This window comes from Comamonas odontotermitis (assembly GCF_040396735.1).
Lineage (GTDB): Bacteria > Pseudomonadota > Gammaproteobacteria > Burkholderiales > Burkholderiaceae_C > Comamonas > Comamonas odontotermitis_C.
The window spans coordinates 233,111-252,719 of record NZ_JBEBNZ010000003.1 but is presented as its reverse complement, the minus strand read 5'-3'; the positions used below and the strand labels follow the sequence as shown (position 1 = coordinate 252,719).

General features: G+C 56.7%; 17 protein-coding genes. 12 read left to right on the top strand and 5 right to left on the bottom strand.

Annotated elements, in window-relative coordinates; translation table 11 throughout:
- The first annotated feature begins 170 nt into the window (after positions 1-170).
- Complete coding sequence (locus ACH2DG_RS05185; RefSeq protein ID WP_395024621.1) at positions 171-785, top strand: 2'-5' RNA ligase family protein; 615 nt, start codon at positions 171-173, stop codon at positions 783-785.
- A 61-nt stretch (positions 786-846) separates the two neighbouring features.
- On the opposite strand, the gene ACH2DG_RS05180 is transcribed toward ACH2DG_RS05185, so the two are convergent.
- The 5 genes from ACH2DG_RS05180 to ACH2DG_RS05160 form a co-directional block, all read right to left on the bottom strand.
- Entirely contained in the window at positions 847-1,548 is a 702-nt protein-coding gene (locus ACH2DG_RS05180) for an ABC transporter ATP-binding protein (protein ID WP_395024717.1), read from the bottom strand.
- 8 nt (positions 1,549-1,556) lie between these two features.
- Complete coding sequence (gene livG, locus ACH2DG_RS05175; RefSeq protein ID WP_395024620.1) at positions 1,557-2,324, bottom strand: high-affinity branched-chain amino acid ABC transporter ATP-binding protein LivG; 768 nt, start codon at positions 2,322-2,324, stop codon at positions 1,557-1,559.
- Positions 2,325-2,361: 37 nt separating this feature from the next.
- Positions 2,362-3,585: a high-affinity branched-chain amino acid ABC transporter permease LivM gene (locus tag ACH2DG_RS05170; protein WP_395024619.1), complete on the bottom strand. Its 1,224-nt coding sequence runs from the start codon at positions 3,583-3,585 to the stop codon at positions 2,362-2,364.
- Positions 3,585-4,511, bottom strand: a complete 927-nt coding sequence (gene livH, locus ACH2DG_RS05165) for a high-affinity branched-chain amino acid ABC transporter permease LivH (RefSeq protein ID WP_224149060.1) — start codon at positions 4,509-4,511, stop codon at positions 3,585-3,587. Before livH ends, ACH2DG_RS05170 begins: the two co-directional genes overlap by 1 nt.
- Before the next feature lie 96 nt (positions 4,512-4,607).
- Positions 4,608-5,732 carry a branched-chain amino acid ABC transporter substrate-binding protein gene (locus ACH2DG_RS05160; RefSeq protein ID WP_184710904.1) on the bottom strand — a complete coding sequence of 375 codons (1,125 nt, stop codon included), beginning with the start codon at positions 5,730-5,732 and terminating at the stop codon, positions 4,608-4,610.
- Positions 5,733-6,119: 387 nt separating this feature from the next.
- Between ACH2DG_RS05160 and ACH2DG_RS05155 the strand changes: the two genes are divergently transcribed.
- The 11 genes from ACH2DG_RS05155 to ACH2DG_RS05105 all read left to right on the top strand — a co-directional run bounded on the left by ACH2DG_RS05155 (position 6,120) and on the right by ACH2DG_RS05105 (position 19,438).
- Positions 6,120-6,281, top strand: coding sequence for a hypothetical protein (locus ACH2DG_RS05155; RefSeq protein ID WP_224149061.1), 162 nt, complete (start codon positions 6,120-6,122; stop codon positions 6,279-6,281).
- An 838-nt stretch (positions 6,282-7,119) separates the two neighbouring features.
- On the top strand, positions 7,120-7,509 hold the full coding sequence (locus tag ACH2DG_RS05150) for a hypothetical protein (protein WP_395024618.1): 390 nt from the start codon (positions 7,120-7,122) through the stop codon (positions 7,507-7,509).
- A 109-nt stretch (positions 7,510-7,618) separates the two neighbouring features.
- Entirely contained in the window at positions 7,619-8,500 is an 882-nt protein-coding gene (locus ACH2DG_RS05145; RefSeq protein ID WP_395024617.1) for a hypothetical protein, read from the top strand.
- Positions 8,490-11,117 carry a molybdopterin-dependent oxidoreductase gene (locus tag ACH2DG_RS05140; protein ID WP_395024616.1) on the top strand — a complete coding sequence of 876 codons (2,628 nt, stop codon included), beginning with the start codon at positions 8,490-8,492 and terminating at the stop codon, positions 11,115-11,117. The genes ACH2DG_RS05145 and ACH2DG_RS05140 overlap by 11 nt, the downstream gene beginning before the upstream one ends.
- Before the next feature lie 11 nt (positions 11,118-11,128).
- Positions 11,129-11,866 carry a 4Fe-4S dicluster domain-containing protein gene (locus tag ACH2DG_RS05135; protein ID WP_395024615.1) on the top strand — a complete coding sequence of 246 codons (738 nt, stop codon included), beginning with the start codon at positions 11,129-11,131 and terminating at the stop codon, positions 11,864-11,866.
- Positions 11,863-12,591: a molecular chaperone gene (locus tag ACH2DG_RS05130; protein WP_395024614.1), complete on the top strand. Its 729-nt coding sequence runs from the start codon at positions 11,863-11,865 to the stop codon at positions 12,589-12,591. The genes ACH2DG_RS05135 and ACH2DG_RS05130 overlap by 4 nt, the downstream gene beginning before the upstream one ends.
- Positions 12,592-12,816: 225 nt before the next feature.
- A complete protein-coding gene (locus ACH2DG_RS05125) occupies positions 12,817-13,941 on the top strand; it encodes a 4Fe-4S binding protein (RefSeq protein WP_395024613.1) in 1,125 nt (374 codons plus the stop codon).
- A complete protein-coding gene (locus tag ACH2DG_RS05120) occupies positions 13,874-15,877 on the top strand; it encodes a sensor histidine kinase (RefSeq protein WP_395024612.1) in 2,004 nt (667 codons plus the stop codon). The genes ACH2DG_RS05125 and ACH2DG_RS05120 overlap by 68 nt, the downstream gene beginning before the upstream one ends.
- A gap of 42 nt (positions 15,878-15,919) precedes the next feature.
- Positions 15,920-17,296, top strand: coding sequence for a sigma-54-dependent transcriptional regulator (locus ACH2DG_RS05115; protein ID WP_395024611.1), 1,377 nt, complete (start codon positions 15,920-15,922; stop codon positions 17,294-17,296).
- A 299-nt stretch (positions 17,297-17,595) separates the two neighbouring features.
- Positions 17,596-17,793 (top strand): hypothetical protein, encoded by a 198-nt coding sequence (locus tag ACH2DG_RS05110; RefSeq protein WP_395024610.1) that lies wholly within the window; start codon positions 17,596-17,598, stop codon positions 17,791-17,793.
- Between the two features lie 367 nt (positions 17,794-18,160).
- Entirely contained in the window at positions 18,161-19,438 is a 1,278-nt protein-coding gene (locus ACH2DG_RS05105) for an IPTL-CTERM sorting domain-containing protein (protein WP_395024609.1), read from the top strand.
- Positions 19,439-19,609 lie beyond the last annotated feature (171 nt).

The window sequence follows — 19,609 nt, the reverse complement described above, 5'->3', positions numbered from 1 at the left end:
TGGTAATGCGCCATTTTAATTTAGACGGGCTCCGAAGCCACAACAGCGCCGTAATGACCGCTTGGAACGTGTTTACGATCTCCTCGCGCCGCGTAGAGATCGTAAACACGTTCTTACACGGCAGCACCTGCCCCGGCATACACTGCAGCGAGCGCTATAGGAGGAAAACCATGGACACCTCACGCATGATGGTCATGTGCCAACCCTCTGACCCGGTGCTCAGCCGTATGAGCAACGCCATCGACCAGCGAGGTTTGCGCGAGTTTCTGGGTGCGCGCATATTCCCCGAGCGCAACTGGCACCAGACGCTGTGCGGCCCCTACCCCGCCTGCCTTGCCACAGAGCGGACACTGGCGCGCGCATGCGATGCAGCGCTGGCCGCGCCGATGCGGGCTTTCCGGTTGCGTCTGAACCGCATTCGCGGCGACCGCAGGCCGGCTGGAGAGCGCATGCACTGGTCCTTCCTATGCCAGGGCCGGCCCAGCGAATTTGATGATTTGCTCCGATGCTTGCAGGCCGAGGTGCAACCAGACCTGCCACCGGACACGGGGCATACGCCCCATGTCACCATCAGCTACCGAGCGCCTGCCCCCTTGGATACATTACGCATTCAGCCCATTGACTGGCTGATCCAGCAGATTTCGCTGGTGGTACGACAGGGCACAGGCGATGGCTGGCGCTACGAGGTGCTGCAAAGCTGGGAGTTGCCCCTTATGCCTGCCAACGAGCGCCAGTTGGAGCTGTTTGCACCGGTGAGCACACCAGCGGACCCAACCAGCCCGTGAAAAAGCCGCCGCAGTGCCTGGCACTACAGCGGCTTTTGGCATACATAACGCCCTTCTGAGATCAACCGCCCAGGTAGGCCTTGCGGATATCCTGGTTGCGCAGCAGATTGGCACCACTGTCTTCCAGCGTGACCCTGCCAGTCTCCAGCACATAGCCCCGGTCGGCGATCTGCAGTGCCTGGTTGGCGTTCTGCTCCACCAGGAACACTGTCACCCCCTGCTCGCGCACGGCCTTGATGATCTCGAAAATCTGCGCAATGATGAGCGGCGCCAGGCCGAGCGTGGGCTCGTCCAGCAGCAGCAGGCGCGGCTTGCTCATCAGCGCCCGGCCAATGGCCAGCATCTGCTGCTCCCCGCCCGACATGGTGCCGGCGCGCTGCTCGGCCCGCTCCTTGAGGCGCGGGAACAGGCCATACACATAGTCGATGCCCTGTGCAATCTCATCCTTGCTTAGAAAGAAGGCGCCCATCTGCAGGTTCTCCACCACGGTCAGGTCCTTGAAGACCCGGCGGCCTTCCGGCGAGACGGCAATGCCCTTGCGCATGATCAGGTGCGATGACTGGCCCACCAGCTCCTCGCCCTCGAACTTGATGGAGCCGCTCGTCGCGCGCGGGTTGCCGCACACGGTCATCAGCAAGGTGGTCTTGCCCGCGCCGTTGCTGCCGATCAGCGAAACGATCTCGCCCTGGTTGACATGCAGGCTCACATCGTTGACTGCACAGATCGCACCGTAATGCGTGCTGATATTCTTGATTTCCAACATCGGCTGCATCACGACTCTCCCAGGTACGCCTTGATCACGCGTTCGTCATTGCGGATCGCCTCCGGCACACCCAGTGCAATCGGCTTGCCATATTCCATCACCAGGATGCGCTCGGACACCCCCATCACCAGACTCATGTCATGCTCGATCAGCAGCACGGTGACGCCATACTCCTTGCGCAGCTGGTCAATCAGGTGCTGCAACTCCACCTTCTCCTGCGGGTTCAGGCCCGCTGCGGGCTCGTCCAGCATCAGGAGCTTGGGGTTGGTGATCATGCAGCGCGCAATCTCCAGCCGGCGCTGGTGGCCATAGGCCAGATTGCCCGCCTCCCGGTTGGCGAAGGCCCGCAGGCCCATCACGTCCAGCCAGTGCGCGGCATTGGCCTTGGCTCCCTCTTCCGCCGCGCGGTAGGCCTTGGTCTTGAACAGGCCCGAGAGCAGGTTGCGCTTGACCTGCTGGTGCTGTGCCACCAGCAGGTTCTCCATCACCGTCATGCCCTTGAACAGGCGCACGTTCTGAAAGGTGCGCACCACGCCATGGTTGGCCACCGCGTGGCTGGGCAGGCCCGCGATGGACTGCCCATTGAGCGTGATGGACCCTTCGGTAGGTTTGTAGAAACCGCTGATGCAGTTGAACACCGTGGTCTTGCCAGCGCCGTTGGGGCCGATGATGGCGAATATCTCTTGCTGCTTGACGTCCAGCGCCACATGGTCGACGGCCAGCAGGCCGCCAAAGCGCATGCACAGACCGTCCACTTTCAACATGGTTTGACTCATAAACACTTCTCCCTGTTTGCGTTATCCGTGTTTACGGTCACTTCAACTCTTCGTGGTGGCGCTTCATCGGGAACAGGCCCTGCGGACGCCACACCATCATCAGAATCATCACCAAGCCGAAGATCAGCATGCGGTACTCGGAGAACTCGCGCGCAAACTCGGGCAGTACCGTGATCAGGATTGCCGCCACGATCACGCCCAGTTGCGAGCCCATGCCGCCCAGCACCACAATCGCCAGGATCAGCGCAGACTCGATGAAGCTGAACGATTCGGGGCTGACGATGCCCTGGCGTGCGGCAAAAAACGCACCGCCGAAGCCCGCAAACATGGCGCCCAGCGTAAAGGCCGACAGCTTGATCTTCGTGGGGTTCATGCCCAGCGATTTGCAGGCCACCTCGTCCTCGCGCAATGCCTCCCAGGCACGGCCAATCGGCATGCGGATGAGGCGGTTGCTGATCCACAGAGTGACCAGGGCCAGAATCAGCGCCAGCAGATACAGGAAGATCACCATGTGCATGGTGTTGAACTCGAAGCCCAGGAACTGCTGCAAGGTCTGCGCGCCCTCCTTGGAGGCCGTGCGCGTCAGCTCAAAGCCCAGCAGCGTTGGCTTGGGAATGTTGGAGATGCCATCAGGCCCGCCAGTAAAACCCACCAGGTTGACCAGCAGCAGCCGGATGATTTCGCCAAAGCCCAAGGTCACGATGGCAAGGTAATCGCCGCGCAGCCGCAATACGGGAAAGCCGAGCACAAAGCCGAACAGCGCGGCAGCGGCCCCCGAGAACGGCAGCGCCTCCCAGAACGACCACCCCGCCCAATGGAACAGCAAGGCATAGGTATAGGCGCCCACGGCGTAGAAGCCGACAAAGCCCAGATCCAACAGACCCGCGAAGCCCACCACGATGTTCAGGCCCAGACCCAGCATCACATAGATGAGCGCCAGGGTGGCTATATCGACCGCGTTGCGGCCACTGAAGAAAGGCCAGACGATGGCCGCCACGATCACCAGCCACATCAAGGTAGTGCGGGTGCCGTGCTTCATGGCAGGCAGGCTTGGCGCCTTGATATGCGCCATCTGCTTGGCCAGAAACGGCTTGATGAGCTGCAGCACCAGCACGATCACAAAGCCCCAGATCACCAGGTTCCAGTGCGGCTCGATGTAATTGCGCGTGCCTTTGCGCTCCAGGTGCAGGCCGAAGATGGGCAGCACCACCAGCGCAGCCAGTACGGCGGAAATCAGTGCATTCTTGAAATTCGCTTTCATCAGACCTTCTCCACTTCGGGCTTGCCGAGAAGACCTGTGGGACGGAACAGCAGGATCAGCACCAGAAGGCCAAAAGCCACGATGTCCTTGTATTCCGACGAAATGTAGGCAGCGGCGAAAGTCTCCGCCACGCCCAGGAGCACGCCGCCCAGCATCGCGCCGGGAATGCTGCCAATGCCGCCCAGCACGGCAGCCGTGAAGGCCTTGATGCCTGCCACAAAGCCAATGTAGGGATTGAGCTTGCCGATCGCCAGTGCAATCAGCACACCACCCACTGCCGCCAGCACGGCGCCCAGGATGAAGGTGAAGGACACCACCTTGTTGGTGTCGATGCCCAGCAGATTGGCCATCTGCATGTCCTGCGCGCAGGCCCGCGAAGCACGGCCCATGCGCGAATGCCGGATGTAGAGCGTGAGCGCAATCATCAGCACCACGGCCACGACGATGATCAGGATGCGCGTATACGGCACAAACACCTCAAAACCATCACCCATGTGGAAGTTGAATGCACCGGGTAGCAGCGAAGGCACAGCCATGTCGCGCGCGCCCTGGCCAAGGGCCACCCAGTTCTGCAAAAAGATCGACATGCCGATGGCCGAGATCAGCGCCACCAGACGCGGGCTGCTGCGCAGCGGCTTGTACGCCACCTGCTCGACCACATAGCCGTACACACCCGTCAATACCACCGATACCAGGAGCATGGCCCCGATCACGACAAACACCGGAATGCCGCTTTGCGTACCAATTGCCGACAAAGTCACCAGACCTATGTAGGCACCAATCATGTAGATTTCGCCATGGGCGAAATTGATCATTCCGATAATTCCATACACCATCGTGTATCCAATGGCCACCAGCGCGTAGATCGCACCCAGTGACAGGCCATTGAACAACTGTTGTATGAATTGGGGCAAAAAATCACTCATACCTTACCGCCTCAATTCCCTGGCCGCTGTGACGGCCAAAACAAGAAGGCATGGTTCTATGTTTTAGAACCATGCCCTTCATCTCACCAACCCGGATTACTTCGTAGCAGGGGTCTTGCTGCCGTCCTTGTGCCAGTTGAACACCTGGAAGTCATAGGCCTTCAGGTCACCCTTGGCATCCCATGCCAGGTTGCCCAGGGGGGTTTCAAAGGTTGCAGTGTGCAAGTGCTTGGCCACCTTGCCAGCGTCGTTGCCCACCGCCTTGATCGAATCTGCGATCACCTTGACGGCGGTGTACGAACCCATCTGGAACGAGCCGGAAGGATCGCGCTTCTTGTCCTTGAATGCCTTGACCAGAGCTGCATTCTTCGGGTTGGACGCGAAGTCTGCAGGCAGCGTCACCAGCATGCCCTCAACGGCGGGGCCTGCAATGGCGTTGATCTCAGGGTTGCCCACGCCTTCTGGGCCCATGATGCGGACCTTCAGGCCTTGCTCGGCGGCCTGGCGCAACAGCAGGCCCATTTCTGGGTGGTAGCCACCGTAGTAGACAAAATCCACACCGGCGCTCTTGAGCTTGGTGATGACGGCGGAGTAGTCGCTGTCACCGGCGTTGATGCCTTCGAACAGCGCGACATTCACGCCATCGGCCTTGAGGGTGTCACGCACAGCGGTTGCAATGCCCTGGCCGTACGACTGCTTGTCGTGCAGCACAGCAACCTTCTTGGGCTTGATGGTTTGCGCGATGAATTTGGCAGCGAAAGGACCTTGCTGGTCATCGCGGCCAATGGTGCGGAAGACCGAGGTGAAGTTCTTGCCTTCGGTCAACGCTGGCGACGTGGCCGATGGCGTCACCACCACCACACCTTCGTTGTTGTAGATCGGCGCAGCTGCAATGGCAGCACCCGAGCACACAGGGCCCACCACATAGTGAATCTTGGCATTGACTACGCGGTTGGCGGCCACAGGGCCTTGCTTGGGCTCGCAGGCATCGTCCACCACCACGGCTTCGAGCTTGTTGCCATTGACGCCGCCAGCGGCATTGATCTGCTCAAGAGCGGTGTCCACCCCTTCCTTGACCATGTCGCCGTACTGGGTCAGAGGACCGGTGGCAGGAATCACCACACCAATCTTGATGTTCTCTGCCTGGGCAGCGCCAGCCAACAGGGAACCAGCCAGACCAAACGCAACCGCCAAGGTGTTCAGGCGAAACGGTACCTTCATATCTCAGATCCTTTGTAGTCAAAATATTGGTCGCCTTACATTGTTTCGACAACAACGATCACGGGCGATCCGGGGAGCATATCGTTACAGGCGAATCCTGCAACAGGGATGCCAAGGATTGGCAAAACTGTCACTTTTGTGCTAGCGTAATTGAAATATTCGATTTGACGGTTTTTTCAGGGTCGGCGCCACTTTTTCTACATCTTTTTCTTTCACCCTGACTACCTCCAGCGCCCCCGACGATCCACCACGGGGGCCCACATCTGGCGCGTATTTCCATAAGGGTTGTGCCGCATAGCTAATGCTTTTTAACATTACTCAGACACGCCCTACAGAAGACAGCCGCGCTTTCGCAGAGCATAGAGGACACCATGAAAGGAGTCCGATATGCAGCAAGCACCGACCTTCCCCATGCTCACCATGCCATCGCGCCCTCTCGTCGCCCAACGAGGAGAGAAGCAAAGTCGATACGTCCCCGCCGTGGCGACTGACATCCGCAAGACCTTCGACAAATACAGGCGCTTGATGGCGCAACAGGAAAAGAAGTGAGGTTTTCAGCCGATACCTCTGACCCAAAACCGCCTCTCATGGCGGTTTTCTCGTTTTCAAGGCATGGCATCACGTCGAACCATCAGGAAAAAACTGGTAGACAACCCGACCAGGCGTGCACCGCCTTTTGCGAAATGGCCTATCCCCAACATTCTCGCCCGTCTGCCAAGATGACATGACAACCTGTCAAATCACCTTTTCATGATTTGTCAATTCGTCATACATCACTCTCAAGCACAAAAAAATATATTTCGATTCAATGAGTTAGTAATTCATGACCGTCTGGCAAGCATTTTGCTTTAAGCCATACGAGCACAAGCAATGACATGAAATGAACACCATGATGAATCGACAGTCTTTCGCGCTATGCATCCTGGCATTGTCCGGTGGCGCATGGGCGCAAACGACAGGCCCTGTGTCCGGGCTGCAGCCAGATCGCAGGCCGGACGGCGCACCGCAATTGGTACAAGCCACCTTGGCCTCAGAGAAACAAGATCAAGTTCTGCGAGGCATAGAACGTCCAATACCCGGAAATGTGGAATCCATCGCCACAACAGGCAGTTGGTGGGTTCCACTTCGGGGCCCTGGCATGAGGGGGCCGTATGACCTACGGGGGTGGCATAGCAACACAACCGCAGGCAGTCCCGGCTCAGCATCCGCGCGCTGAGCGCCCTCTCGCATTCAATACCACGTTTTTACCGCCCTCCAGAAACGAGAAATGGAGGCGCTGTATCGGAATCGTCGACACCCCTTCAGGGTGGCAGCGGTCCTGCCGACAGGCAGGGGGCGGTGTGCCCCAAAAGTTGTGAGGTCCCTTCTAAGTACGTAAGGAAAAGCTATGAAAGTTGTTCGCAAAATCCTCGGTCTTTCGGTTATGGCCGCTGCATTGGCCACTGTCTTGCCGGTGACGGCCCAGCAGACCGGCATGAGCGGCATGTCGGGGATGTCTGGCATGAGTGGCATGTCCGGTCAACAAGGCATGTCGGGGATGTCCGGTATGAGCGGTATGTCCGGTCAACAAGGCATGAGTGGCATGTCAGGGATGTCCGGTATGAGTGGCATGTCCGGTCAACAAGGCATGAGTGGCATGTCGGGGATGTCCGGTATGAGTGGCATGTCCGGCCAACAAGGCATGAGTGGCATGTCTGGCAACAAGGCCAAAAAGCACACACCTCAAGGGCAGCAAGGCATGAGCGGCATGAGCGGCATGTCCGGCAATAACAAGTAGCGCCCTGCCAAGCATTGAGATTGGTCGCTTGAGGAGCGATCAATCTCACAAACCAGTCCCATATCAATATTGGCGGGAAATCGCAATTTTGTTTCCCAGGAGTACACCTATGAGTGCCTTGTGGCCTAGGCGGTGGCAAATTGTTTTAGCCAGCTTCACAATAGTCCTTGCAATCACTGGTTGCAAGGAAAACTCTTCCACTGCGCCCCCTATCGCCAAAGGCAGCACACCAGAGTCATCCGTTGCGTCTTCATCGGCAGCTCCTGCGAGCTACCAAGCGGCAAAGTACGACCCCATCCACTTCAAGCCGGCCATTGACAAAGCCAGCGACCAGCAGTGCTTGGCATGCCATGCAGAGGTGCTCAAACCTTCGGTCAAAAAAAGATCTTCCGCAGGAGTGGAGTCGGCCACGGCAACAGCCTGGTACCAGCAAACACCAACCTACCAAGGCGACCAAGATACCTTCCATCGCCGACATCTCACCACTGCGCTCGCCAAGCAGGTGATGAATCTCCGGTGCACAACTTGCCACCAAGGTAATGATCCGCGAGAAGAAGCATCGGGCAGTTCGGCAACCACCCAAAGCAATTTGACATTGCGAAAAATGGTGAATCCAGAAACCACCTGCCTCAAATGCCATGGCAAGCTGAACTGGCCTGTAATGGGGCTGCCCGGCCCATGGGAACAATCAAAGCACATTTTTCAAAATAACTGCCTGTTATGCCATGCCAATATTCGAACCAATCGGCATCAGGTCAGTTATCTGAATGCAAAGGCCATAGAAGAAATGGCCGCCAAACCTGACGGCGGCAATGTTTGCTTTGGCTGCCATGGCGGCCGCTCGTGGTATCGCACGCACTATCCATACCCTCGGCATGCATGGCCCGGAATGGGAACGGAGGTACCTGATTGGGCCAAAGAGCGCCCCACGGAATCAGAGGTGCGATTTATCACCAACGCCATGGGTCAAGGAGAGAAAAATGAAAAATGAATGGTCTGATGCACAATCTCAGACTCCGGCTTCTGCAGTACGGTTTCCCAGCGTGAGCGACAGCATTGACCCTGCAGGCGGATATAAGCGCCGTGACTTTCTGAAAATTGTTGGTGCAACCACGGGTGCAGCCACTTTAATAGGCGTTGGTATCACGATCAAGCCCGAAGAGGCAAGCGCTTTTGCCTACGAACCCTACCTTGGCGACGACCAGCTCACAACTGTCGTTACTTCGTGCGCACACAACTGTGGATCACGTCACGTACTGGTAGCCCATAAAAAAGGAGACGTCATTGTCCGCCTCTCCACGGACAATGGCCAGTACCAAGCAGGCGGGAGCTATGGTAAAGATACCGAAGCCGAACCCCAATTGCGTGCTTGCTTACGCGGCCGTAGTTATCGAGCGCGTCTGTACTCCCCTGAACGGCTGCTCTATCCCATGAAGCGGGTGGGCGCGCGTGGGGAACATAAATTCAAGCGCATCAGTTGGGACCAAGCGCTGAGCGAAATCGCTGCAAAGATGGTTCAGTTGAAGAAGGACTACGGGCCCACCGCGATTCTCGATCAGGCCTACGCCGGAGCCAGCTATGGCGTCTTGCACAAAAGCGATCAGATCGAAGGTCTTCTGGCGCGTTTTCTAGGTATGTTTGGCTGCCGCACCAACTCATGGTCCGTGCCTTCATACCAGGCAACCACATTCTCCAGCCGCATGACATTTGGCACCATCCAGGATGGCAATGAGGACGATACCTTTGCGCATAGCAAACTGATCATCATGTGGGGCTGGAATCCAGCGTACACCTTCCATGGAGGTAACACCTTCTACTACATGCGGATGGCCAAACAGCGCGGCTGCAAATTTGTGTTGATTGATCCGCAGTACACCGACTCCGCTGCAGTCTATGACGCTTGGTGGATTCCCATCAAGCCCAATACAGACGCAGCCATGATGGCAGCAATGGCGCATCATATTTTTTCCAACAACCTGCACGATCAAAAATTCATCGACCGTTTCGTATTGGGAATGGATGCGGGCACGCTACCCAAGGAATACGCGGGAAAGGAGAATTTTAAGGACTACATTCTTGGAAAGTACGACAACACGCCTAAAACCCCAGAATGGGCAGAGCAGATCTGTGGCGTCAAAGCAGAAGACATTCGCAAGCTGGCTGACATGTATGCCAAGACCAAGCCTGCAGCCTTGAAGGCTTCTTGGGCACCTGGCCGCGCCAGCTATGGGGAGCAGTACAACCGCATGGCTGCAGCACTTCAGGCCATGACCGGCAACATTGGCGTCCTGGGTGGCTGCGCAGAGGGTGTGGGAAAGGCCTGGCATAGCGAGAGCGTGGCCTACCCTTACGATGAAAATGCCAACCTGTGGTGGGCTTCCATCAAGTCCGACCGCTGGGCGCATTGCGTACTCAACTACCCAAATGTCAAAAGAGAAGAGATTGGACTGTGGCCACGTGAGGACCATCTCGATGGACAGATTCCCAACATCAAGAGCATTTTCTGGCAAGGCAGCGATTGGTTCAATCAGCTCACCAACATCAACAAGGAAATCAAGGCCATCGAAAAGCTGGAGCTGGTGGTATGCATGGATTCCACCATTACGCCCTCGGGCATATGGGCTGATTACCTGCTACCCATTGCAACGCATTTTGAACGCCATGACGTTGCACTGCCCTGGTACAAGGGGCACTACTATATTCATCGCCCCAAAGTCATTGAACCGCTTGGAGAAAGCAAAACCGACTTTCAGGTATTTACGGAACTCTGCTATCGCCTCGAAGCGCTCGATCCCAGCCTGAAAGATCTTGGCAAGCGCTACAACCCGAAGGCCGATCGAAGCTATTTTGAAGACCCTGATGCAGTGGACGAGGCCTATCTCCAGTCCTGGTGGGAAGGCAGCGTCCAACACCACCAGCATGTGACCATGTCCTGGGACGAGTTCAAAAAGCATGGCACCTACAAATTCATCCTGAAAGAGCCCCACGTCGCCTTCCGTGAGCAGATCACCAAAGGAAAGCCATTTGAGACGGCATCTGGAAAGATCGAGATCTTCTCAACCTATCTGGCTGGCATCAAGGACTGGACCCGAACCCAGTTTGGTTATGAAATCCCCTACATACCCAAGTGGGTTGAGCCTTTTGAATCGCTGAACCACCCGATAGCAAAACAGTATCCGTTCCATCTGATCAGCCCGCATCCTCGATGGCGCACCCACTCCATTTTTAACAATATTCCTTGGTTAAGGGAAACCTATGAGCAAGAGGTGACCATCAACGCCAGCGATGCGCAGAAACTGGGCATCAAAACCGGCGACACGGTGGAGGTGTGGAATGACCGCGGCAAGTGCGTTGTTCCCGCCTATGTCACCGAACGTCTCTTGCCTGGCGTCCTGGTTCTATTTGAGGGTGCCTGGATGGACCCAGACAAAAATGGCGTTGACCGCGCCGGCAACCCAGACTTCCTCACATTGGACAACCCCAGCCCAGCAGGCGCCTTTGCCTACAACAACGCCATGGTTCAGTTGAAGAAATCTGATCTCACGCACCGACCAGGCTGGGATGAACTCGCAGTAGCCCGTTCGTCGGTGTTTCGTCGTGATATGTAGGAGGCGAAGCAATGGCCGAGAAAAAAGTCATCAACAAACTGGGTATCGATGCCAAGTCGCGAGTGAAGTACGCACAAGATCGCCGTGATGCCACGACTTACGAACCGGTAAAGCCTGTCCAGCAATGGGGCTTCATTCACAACAACATGGACTGCATTGGTTGCAGGGCTTGTGAAATTGCATGCAAGGACAAAAATGGCTTGCCCCCTGGTCCACGTTTTCGCCGCGTCATGTACATCGAGGGAGGAAGTTTCCCCGACGTGTTCGCCTACAAGGTGAATATGTCATGCAATCACTGTGCGGAACCAGCCTGTTTGCCGACATGCCCCACCGGTGCCATCTGGAAACGGGCTGACAACGGTGTGGTCGATATCGACTCCTCGCTTTGCATTGGATGTCGCCGATGTGAAGCCGCTTGCCCTTTTGGTGCCCCTCAATACGACCCAACAGACAACACCATCAAAAAGTGCAATATGTGCATCGACGAATTGGAAGCCGGGCGCAAGCCCTATTGTGTTTCTGCATGCATGATGCGGGTGTTGGACATTGGCCCCATTGACGAACTCCGAGCGGGAACGTGGGAAACCAAAGCGATGGTGAGCGGCAAAGACACGCCAGTACGACAGGTTCAGAATATGGCCAGCCCAGATTTGACCAATCCGTCCATCGTGTTCATTGCTCACCCGAAAGGCCGCGTGAACTCTAAACCCCAGCCCCCCGAGACGCCGGCACCAAATAAATCCTCATGAGCGAATTTTTACAGGCCCCAACGGAGTCTGGCGATCCATGGTTTCTTTTGGCGGCTGAAGATCTGCGAGTGCTGGCGTGGATTCACGCCAGCGAACGCTCGCCTCATGTACTAATCGATCTGCACACCAATGGCTTTCCCTCCGCGCTTACGTTGGTCAAACAGCCAGATCCATGGATCCTTGCCATGAATCAGGCATTGAGTGCACTGATCGTCCCTCGCTCCGGATACTCGATTTCGGAGTCCACTGCATTGGGCGAAGACGAATTGGCTTCCGATTTTGCAGCAATCTATCTCACCCACGCCTTGCGCGCATCACCTCATGAGTCGGTCTGGCGTGACGAGGATCATCTGATGTTGCAAGAGCCTACATTTGCAGTACGCGCTTTTTATCGTCGACACGGATTGCAGGCCTTTGACTGGCGTCAGCGCGCTGATGATCATTTAGTCACGGAGCTAGAGTTCACTGCGACGCTGCTGGAGCGCAAAGAGCTCAAAGAAGCGGCTCGATTCCTGAAATCGCATCTGCTCACTTGGTTGCCCCATTTCGCAGCCCGTGTGGGGCAACGCGCATCCACCCCTTTTTATGCGGCCCTCGCTGGATTGACGCTTTCGGCATGCGAAGGTTGTGTCGAACGCTTACCCAAGGTGGCGGTCATTCCTCCGGTCCTGGCAGCAAGCTCTGTTGACTCCAATCAAGACGGAGGCTGTAGTTCATCGGTGTAATGCCACTTAGAGCCGCTAACACAGCCCTTGATACGTCGTTGCTTCGTCGGGGGCGCCTAGCCGGGGGCGCCTAGCCTTGTCGTACGGCTGTACTGCCTGCGGCTTCGCTCCTTGTCTCAACTGCAAATCTGCGATTTTCTGGGTTCTTTTTAGCGGCTCTTAGACCTTATTGATTGCGCTTTTCGCCATCGATGCGTCCGCTTTATAAGCTCAATGACCACCTGAATGAGTTACCTCGCCGTCCATGCTGACCAATGCGTGCACCAACGAGTTGTTGGCGCGGAATGTGGAAACTGCATCCAGTCATGTCCCCAAAAGGCGTGGCGAATGCATGAAGACGGTTTGAGTGTTGACGAAGACCTTTGCGATGGCTGCGGTCTCTGTGTTGCCGCGTGCCCTATGGAAGCACTGACCATAGATATAGAAGTAGCGCACACCATCGCATCACGCCCCTCAAAAAACTATGGGCGATTTGTCTGCCATCGCATTTCTATTTCGGACGAGATGGCAGCTGATGTCACTCAGTTACCTTGTTTGTATGCCGCCGCGCCAGGTTGGCTCTGGCAGCATTCACACCGGCACCACTGGATCTATCTTGAAATAGCAGTAGGAGATTGCGCGCAATGTGAGCGAGGTCTGGCAGGCCCGGAGTGGCGCCGCCAATGGGCACAGATTGCGCAAACCGCGTCCATGGTTAGCTCACTGCCCCAGCTAAAACTCGTTTCACCAAGCGCGTGGACCTCGAACCCGCGTAACAAGAACCCGGACATTCCAGCTCGTCGTGCATTCTTTCGCAAGATGTCAATGCCATCCTCAAGCCTGCAGGCAGCCAACACGCAGAAATACAGTCACACCATCTCAAGCGCACGCTTCTGGCTGATCAATCAGCTGAGAACCCAAGTACCCACACCGACCACCGCCCCCTTGCAGCCTTTGTGGGTCATAGGCTGGAATCCTGCGCAATGCACGGCTTGCCTCAGTTGCACACGAATATGTCCCACGCAAGCCCTACACGTAGAGATCGCTCATGGAGAATCGACAGCCACCTCATTCGTCGCAGATATGTTTCGCTGCATTGATTGCGGCTTGTGTATTGCACTTTGTCAGACCAATGCCTTGGGAAAAACAAGCTGGTCATCTTCTCGTCCCAAGAACAAAAATTGGGCTCCACAGCGCTCCCTATTGAATCAGCAATGTTGCAAGGCTTGTGGCGCAATGTTCCACCGCTTGGTGATTCATAGCTCCGCAATCACTGCAAACGGCCTTTGCCATACCTGTGCCTGTGGCCGCCCAAGACAGCAAAACAGGTTGGTACAGTCAGCTGCAAACGCCCCCGCGCAATCCGATTGATTCTGTGGGTATGCGTTTGCCAGGTATCTTCACCCAAAATGTCAGACTGCCCGCACCTTTGCGTACCTGGCTCGGGATTTCGCTATCTCGCCGATTGACTTTGGGTCTGATCGTGGCACTGCTGCTGTCTGCCAGTGTTCTGATGGGCTTGATGCTGACGGTTAATCACAGCACATTGCGCGCGCAACAGGAGACATCGGCCAAACGGATAGCGCAACTGTTCGAGGCCAGCTTGCAAAATGCGATGCTCAAGGGCGACCTGGAGGGAATGGCTGACATTCTCAAATGCCTTGGCCAGGCCCCCGGTGTGGCCAAGGCACAGCTGTTGACGCCGGAAGGCGAAATCAGATTCTCATCTCAAGAAAAATCTGCCGGCCAGCGTTCTGCAGTCACTGTCAGCCAGCCATGCACTGGGGCAAATTGTCAGGAGCGCATGGTTTGGACGCTCGGTGCCGCCGAAAGTGGCGACCAGCTGCAAATCACCTACCCGATCCTGAACCAGGCTCGCTGCAGCCAATGCCATGGCTCCATTGATCACCATCCTGTCAACGGCTTGCTGGTCGTGGACTTTCTTCCCAACGCCTCTGCTTTGGGGTTGGGCTCCATGCTGCTACTGGCTTGTGCCGCTATGGGATCCTTGGTTCTGTTCGCGCTCATCATGCTCATGACACTGCGCAGGCAGGTGAGTGAGCCGCTCTCCAGCATGGCCCAAACTGCAGAAGCATTGGCCGGGGGAGAGCTTTCAGCGCGCGTCAATCTACATACACCAGACGAAATCGGCAAAGTAGCGCAAGCCTTTGATCGCATGGCCAACGAATTGAGCGCAACGGTGCTCACCTTGAAAAAGGAGCGTCATTTTCTGCAGCAGTTGATCGACGGTATACCAGACCCTGTCGCAGTCATCGATACTGACTACCGCATTCATATGTCCAACCACGCCTATGCAAATCTGCTTGGCTGGAATCCCACAGAGCTAGCAGGCAAGTGCTGCCACCTGGTCAGCCGTGGCTCCCAAGAGGCATGCCCAAGCACCTTGATCACCTGTCCGGTCGCGGAGGTCCGGCAGCACACCCGTCCATTGCGTAGCATGATGAGTTTGAGACGTGCGGATGGAAGCACCGTCGATGTGGACATCGATGCAGCGCCATTGACCATGGAGGATGGAAGCATATTGGTTATCGAAGTTCTTCGACCACTGGAGCGCAGCCTTCGCTTCTCGCAACAACAGCGTCTATCTACGCTCGGCCTCTTGGCCAACGGCGTGGCACACGAAATCCACAACCCCTTGGCGTCCATTCGAATCGCGCTCCAAGCCAGTCTTCGTGGGCTGCGAAAGGGAAAGATGGAGCACCAAGAACTGGTGGGGTATCTGGAGTTGGTAGACCATGAGATTGACCGCTGCGTCATGACCACACAGCGCATGATGCAGATGAGCCAACTTCCGGCAGAAATACTGAGTCCAGTCGACCTAACCTGTGCAGTCGACGATGTATTGGCGCTGCTGCGTGAAGAATGTCGGATACGCGGCGTTCATGTTTCCATGGAAGACTGGGAACCTGCGCCAAGCGTGTTGGGTGATGAGGCAGAGTTGAGGCAAGTATTGGTCAACCTGGTACACAACGCTCTGCATGCCATGCCGAATGGTGGCCATATCCAAATTCTTGGCATGCTAGCCAAAGCAGAGAATCGATTTCGTTTGTCGGTCAGAGATACGGGCTGCGGCATAGCCGCAGAAGATCTACCTTTGATTTTCATGCCATTTTTCAGCCGACGTGTCGACGGCCGACGAGGAACGGGACTGGGTCTGGCTATCAGCAAGGCCACCATGGAGCGTTTCGGCGGGAGCATTGATGTAACCAGCCTCCCTGGCCAAGCAACTTGCTTTACATTGACTCTGGTATGTGCAAATGCACCCTCCAATGCGCAGAAAACGTAATCGGCCTTCGGTCTCACTGAGGCACTTCACTAGAGAATATCCATGCGCGCATCTATTCTGGTTGTAGAAGACGATCCAGTCCTCAATCGCTTGCTGGTGAAGGAGTTGAGCAAAGCTGGCTACGAGGTAGAAGGCGCAGACTCATGGCAACTTGCTCGCGAACGCATTGCAGCCTTCGCACCCCATCTGGTGCTGCTGGATGTCAATCTTCCCGACGCAGAGGGATTTGGCCCGCTAGCGGAAATTGCCCGCACGAGGCCCGTTGTCATGCTGACGGCCTACGGCAATGTGAACCAGGCGGTTGAAGCAATGCGCCTGGGCGCTGCAGACTACCTGATCAAGCCCGTCAATTTGGATGAACTGGAGATGGTCATCCGCAGCGCACTGGAGCGCAGCCAGTGGCAGACCCAACACGCGTTGCGTCAGGCTGACGCCACTCGAGCGATGATCGGGGATAGCGATGCCATGCAACAGTTGCACCGTTTGATTCATGAGGTCGCTCAAAGCGAAATCACAGTGCTGATCCAGGGCGAAAGCGGAGCAGGCAAAGAGTTGGTTGCACAGGCCATTCATGCCGCCAGCCCGCGTGCACATGAAAGTTTTGTTGCCGTCGACTGCTGCACGCTCCAGGAGTCGTTGTTCGAGTCCGAGCTTTTCGGGCATGAACGCGGTGCCTTTACTGGTGCGAACAGACGTAAAGCAGGTCTGATCGAAGCTGCGGCGCGGGGCACCCTCTTCCTCGATGAAATTGGTGAGGCAGGAGCATCCATTCAAGCCAAACTATTGCGTGTGATAGAAACCGGACGGTTCAGGCATGTGGGAGCTACTTCAGACCTGCGATCCGAAGTTCGAATCGTAGCGGCAACCAATCGACACTTGAGAGATCGGGCACTGGCGGGTCATTTTCGAGAAGACCTGTACTATCGACTGTCAACCTTCGTCATCGAGGTACCACCACTCAGGTCCCGCAAAAGCGACATTCCCGCATTGGCAGCTCATTTCGCCACCCGTCGGCGACAAGCCATGGGGCTGGACCCGGTCAGCTTCAGCCGTGCAGCCTTGGACCAATTGACCGCCTACAGTTGGCCAGGCAACGTGCGTGAATTGCGCAACGTCATGGAGCGCGCGTTGATCATGCTGGGCGGAGGAAAAACCATTCTGGACTCGCATCTCGGTTTCTCGCCGACCTGGCATGCGCCACAGGCTCAGGCTGTACATATTCCTCCGAACCCGCCGTCCGCCCAACCCGCACACGAGGCATTGATTCTGACGGACGAACCGACGCTTGAGCACATTGAGCGGGAGTATCTGGCCAGTCTGCTCAAAAAGTACGGCGGCAATCGCAGGCGCGCTGCCGAAGCCATGGGTATCTCTGAACGAACCGCCTACCGCATGATGGAGCGCTTTGGCTACAAATGACTGCCTCCTTGTGTTTGCACGCTGCCGCCACGCCGACCATATCTGACGCGTTGTAGACAATCGCCGGGAAACCGGAAAAAGCGACGAGATGCTGCGAAGGACGGTCTGACCGATAGGGGTGATGTTTTTTTGCCGTTTGCGAGATCGCTCCTATCGAATGCATCTATACACGATTGCTGCGACCCGCGGGGCTTTGTCTGAATGGGTTGCATACGGTCGATCCAAGGCATCAAAATGCAGCCACGGCATCGTGCTCCAATCAGAATACTGTATAAATAAACAGTATTCAGGAGAACCCCATGCCCCTTATGAGTTACTGGCGCTGGCACATCCGGGTCAACGGTCATTGGTACGTGACCCACTACCACGAGCGCGCCATTACCATGAAAGCAGAGCATCCCGAGGCGATGCCCGTGCTTGGATCGCAGATCAAGTACCTGCTGCCTGATTCCGTCCCCTTTGCTTTCGAGAGCCTCGCCGAGGATGTGCCTTTTTAGAACGTATTTACGCTCTCCTGTGTCCCTACAGTTGGAGTGAAATCGGGCGATTTCTGCGCGCTCGCCCTTGCTTGCACCCCGGTGCAAGCTGCAATCGGGCACTTCAACGCGGCTGCGCAGAGATCGTAAACACGTTCTTGGAGCCTCGGTCCATATCCCGATAAATCCTCGGCAAATCGCCTAGGCAGGGCTGGTCCTCGCAGGGTCCAAAACGCAACAGAATTTTGATAAATAAATTCAATTAGTTTTTCATTTGTGATAAATTTGTTAGTGAGTATGTAGTCAGATACAAGCTGCAGCCATGGATGGTTCCATGGCGCTTGCCCGCTGGATACGCCAACACCATTGCATCGCTCAAGCACTAACAATGATTCTTCATCGCCACCTTCATGCACAAGCGCTGGCTGCCGGACTGGCGCTCGCGTCCCCACTTGCCAGCCACGCGCAATTGACGCTCAGGCCTGCTTCCGCATTGCCGGTTCCCACCTTCACCTGCGCCAATGCCCCGGAGCCACTTGCAACTGCAGGTGCACTCAAGAATCCGGGCCAGGCGTTGAACACCAATGCGGTCAGCGTGGCCGATCGCGGCAACCAGCAGCGCTGGGCCTATGCGTACGATCCAGCCAATCCCGGCTCCCATACCATTCCGCAGACTGTGGCAGGGAGTACCGAGCAGATTCCCACCTCCTACACCCTGGCCGGAAACACTCCGCCGCCCGATTTGGGCAGCCTGTCCTCCATGGCCTGGCAGTATTTCTCCGGCCGCGAGGTTTTCGCCTATGGCGGGGGAACTGCTACGGCCCCGCAACTGGGTACCGGGCAGTCCCTGACATCGGTCGGGTTCTATCTGTCAAACCCCAACGGAGGAGCAGCCTCGAACCAGACCCGCTTCCTGCAGTTTCAGTTCTACCTGGCACCCGAGGTGGATCCCAGCACCTACAAACTGACACTGAACGCGGTGTCTGCCGATGACCAGATCTTGCGCTACTACCTGAATGGGACGGCCTGGCAAAGTGCAGGAACCCAATTGGGAGGCGGAGCCGCCGCCGATCAGCAATGGCGTACCGGCCTCAACACCCTGACGGTTGCGCTGTTTGACACCATTTCATCGGCGACACGTTTGGTGGTCGGGGGCGCAACGGCTTCCGACTGCGCTGCAGACATGCGCGCCCTCGGGGTTACCGTGTCGGTTCAGACCCCGGTCATTACGCCCGAGCAGACAGAAACATTCTCAGGTGTGGCAACCGCCACTCCATCGTCGGGCGGTGCCGCAGCCCCCCTGCCCGCCGGAACGCCTGTGACCATCACCTTGACAGGCCCCAATGGCTTCACGGCAACCCAATCCACCAATGTGGTTGGCAATGCCGGCCAATACAGCATTACCTGGCCAGCAGGTCTTCAGGCGGGCAGCTACCAGGTCATTGCCAGCCTGGCGGATCAGCCGTCCATACAGTCAGCGCTCGGCACTTTCGAGGTCCGTGCAGCGACTCCGCCCGAGCCACCTGAGCCGCCTCCGCCAAACCCTCCTGAGCCACCTCCGGTGCCAACCGCACCTCAAGCCGTGCCCGCACTCAGCCCACTGGGTCTGATCGGCCTGTCATTCCTGCTAGCCCTGCCTGGGTTCATGCGAAGACGCCGTAGCTGACCCACACAGCCACTTTCGAGTGGCTTTTCTTTTTTTGGCAGGCCCTGCATCAAGTAACAGGCGCGCCGTAGCGGCCTTGCCCCTTCTCAAAATCATGCGCGACTGAAGATGGCAGCAATGTCATTTGCCTGTGCTCCTTCTGTCAGCAAGGGTTCTCAACAATAGGTCCAT

Bases quoted from the DNA above. Each gene is read 5' to 3' on its own strand.
- ACH2DG_RS05125 (WP_395024613.1), top strand. From the start codon at position 12,817: ATGAGTTACCTCGCCGTCCATGCTGACCAATGCGTGCACCAACGAGTT.
- ACH2DG_RS05110 (WP_395024610.1), top strand. From the start codon at position 17,596: ATGCCCCTTATGAGTTACTGGCGCTGGCACATCCGGGTCAACGGTCAT.
- ACH2DG_RS05185 (WP_395024621.1), top strand. From the start codon at position 171: ATGGACACCTCACGCATGATGGTCATGTGCCAACCCTCTGACCCGGTG.
- ACH2DG_RS05160 (WP_184710904.1), bottom strand. From the start codon at position 5,732: ATGAAGGTACCGTTTCGCCTGAACACCTTGGCGGTTGCGTTTGGTCTG.
- livH (WP_224149060.1), bottom strand. From the start codon at position 4,511: ATGAGTGATTTTTTGCCCCAATTCATACAACAGTTGTTCAATGGCCTG.
- ACH2DG_RS05105 (WP_395024609.1), top strand. From the start codon at position 18,161: ATGATTCTTCATCGCCACCTTCATGCACAAGCGCTGGCTGCCGGACTG.
- livG (WP_395024620.1), bottom strand. From the start codon at position 2,324: ATGAGTCAAACCATGTTGAAAGTGGACGGTCTGTGCATGCGCTTTGGC.
- ACH2DG_RS05170 (WP_395024619.1), bottom strand. From the start codon at position 3,585: ATGAAAGCGAATTTCAAGAATGCACTGATTTCCGCCGTACTGGCTGCG.
- ACH2DG_RS05130 (WP_395024614.1), top strand. From the start codon at position 11,863: ATGAGCGAATTTTTACAGGCCCCAACGGAGTCTGGCGATCCATGGTTT.
- ACH2DG_RS05135 (WP_395024615.1), top strand. From the start codon at position 11,129: ATGGCCGAGAAAAAAGTCATCAACAAACTGGGTATCGATGCCAAGTCG.
- ACH2DG_RS05145 (WP_395024617.1), top strand. From the start codon at position 7,619: ATGAGTGCCTTGTGGCCTAGGCGGTGGCAAATTGTTTTAGCCAGCTTC.
- ACH2DG_RS05115 (WP_395024611.1), top strand. From the start codon at position 15,920: ATGCGCGCATCTATTCTGGTTGTAGAAGACGATCCAGTCCTCAATCGC.
- ACH2DG_RS05150 (WP_395024618.1), top strand. From the start codon at position 7,120: ATGAAAGTTGTTCGCAAAATCCTCGGTCTTTCGGTTATGGCCGCTGCA.
- ACH2DG_RS05180 (WP_395024717.1), bottom strand. From the start codon at position 1,548: ATGTTGGAAATCAAGAATATCAGCACGCATTACGGTGCGATCTGTGCA.
- ACH2DG_RS05155 (WP_224149061.1), top strand. From the start codon at position 6,120: ATGCAGCAAGCACCGACCTTCCCCATGCTCACCATGCCATCGCGCCCT.
- ACH2DG_RS05140 (WP_395024616.1), top strand. From the start codon at position 8,490: ATGAAAAATGAATGGTCTGATGCACAATCTCAGACTCCGGCTTCTGCA.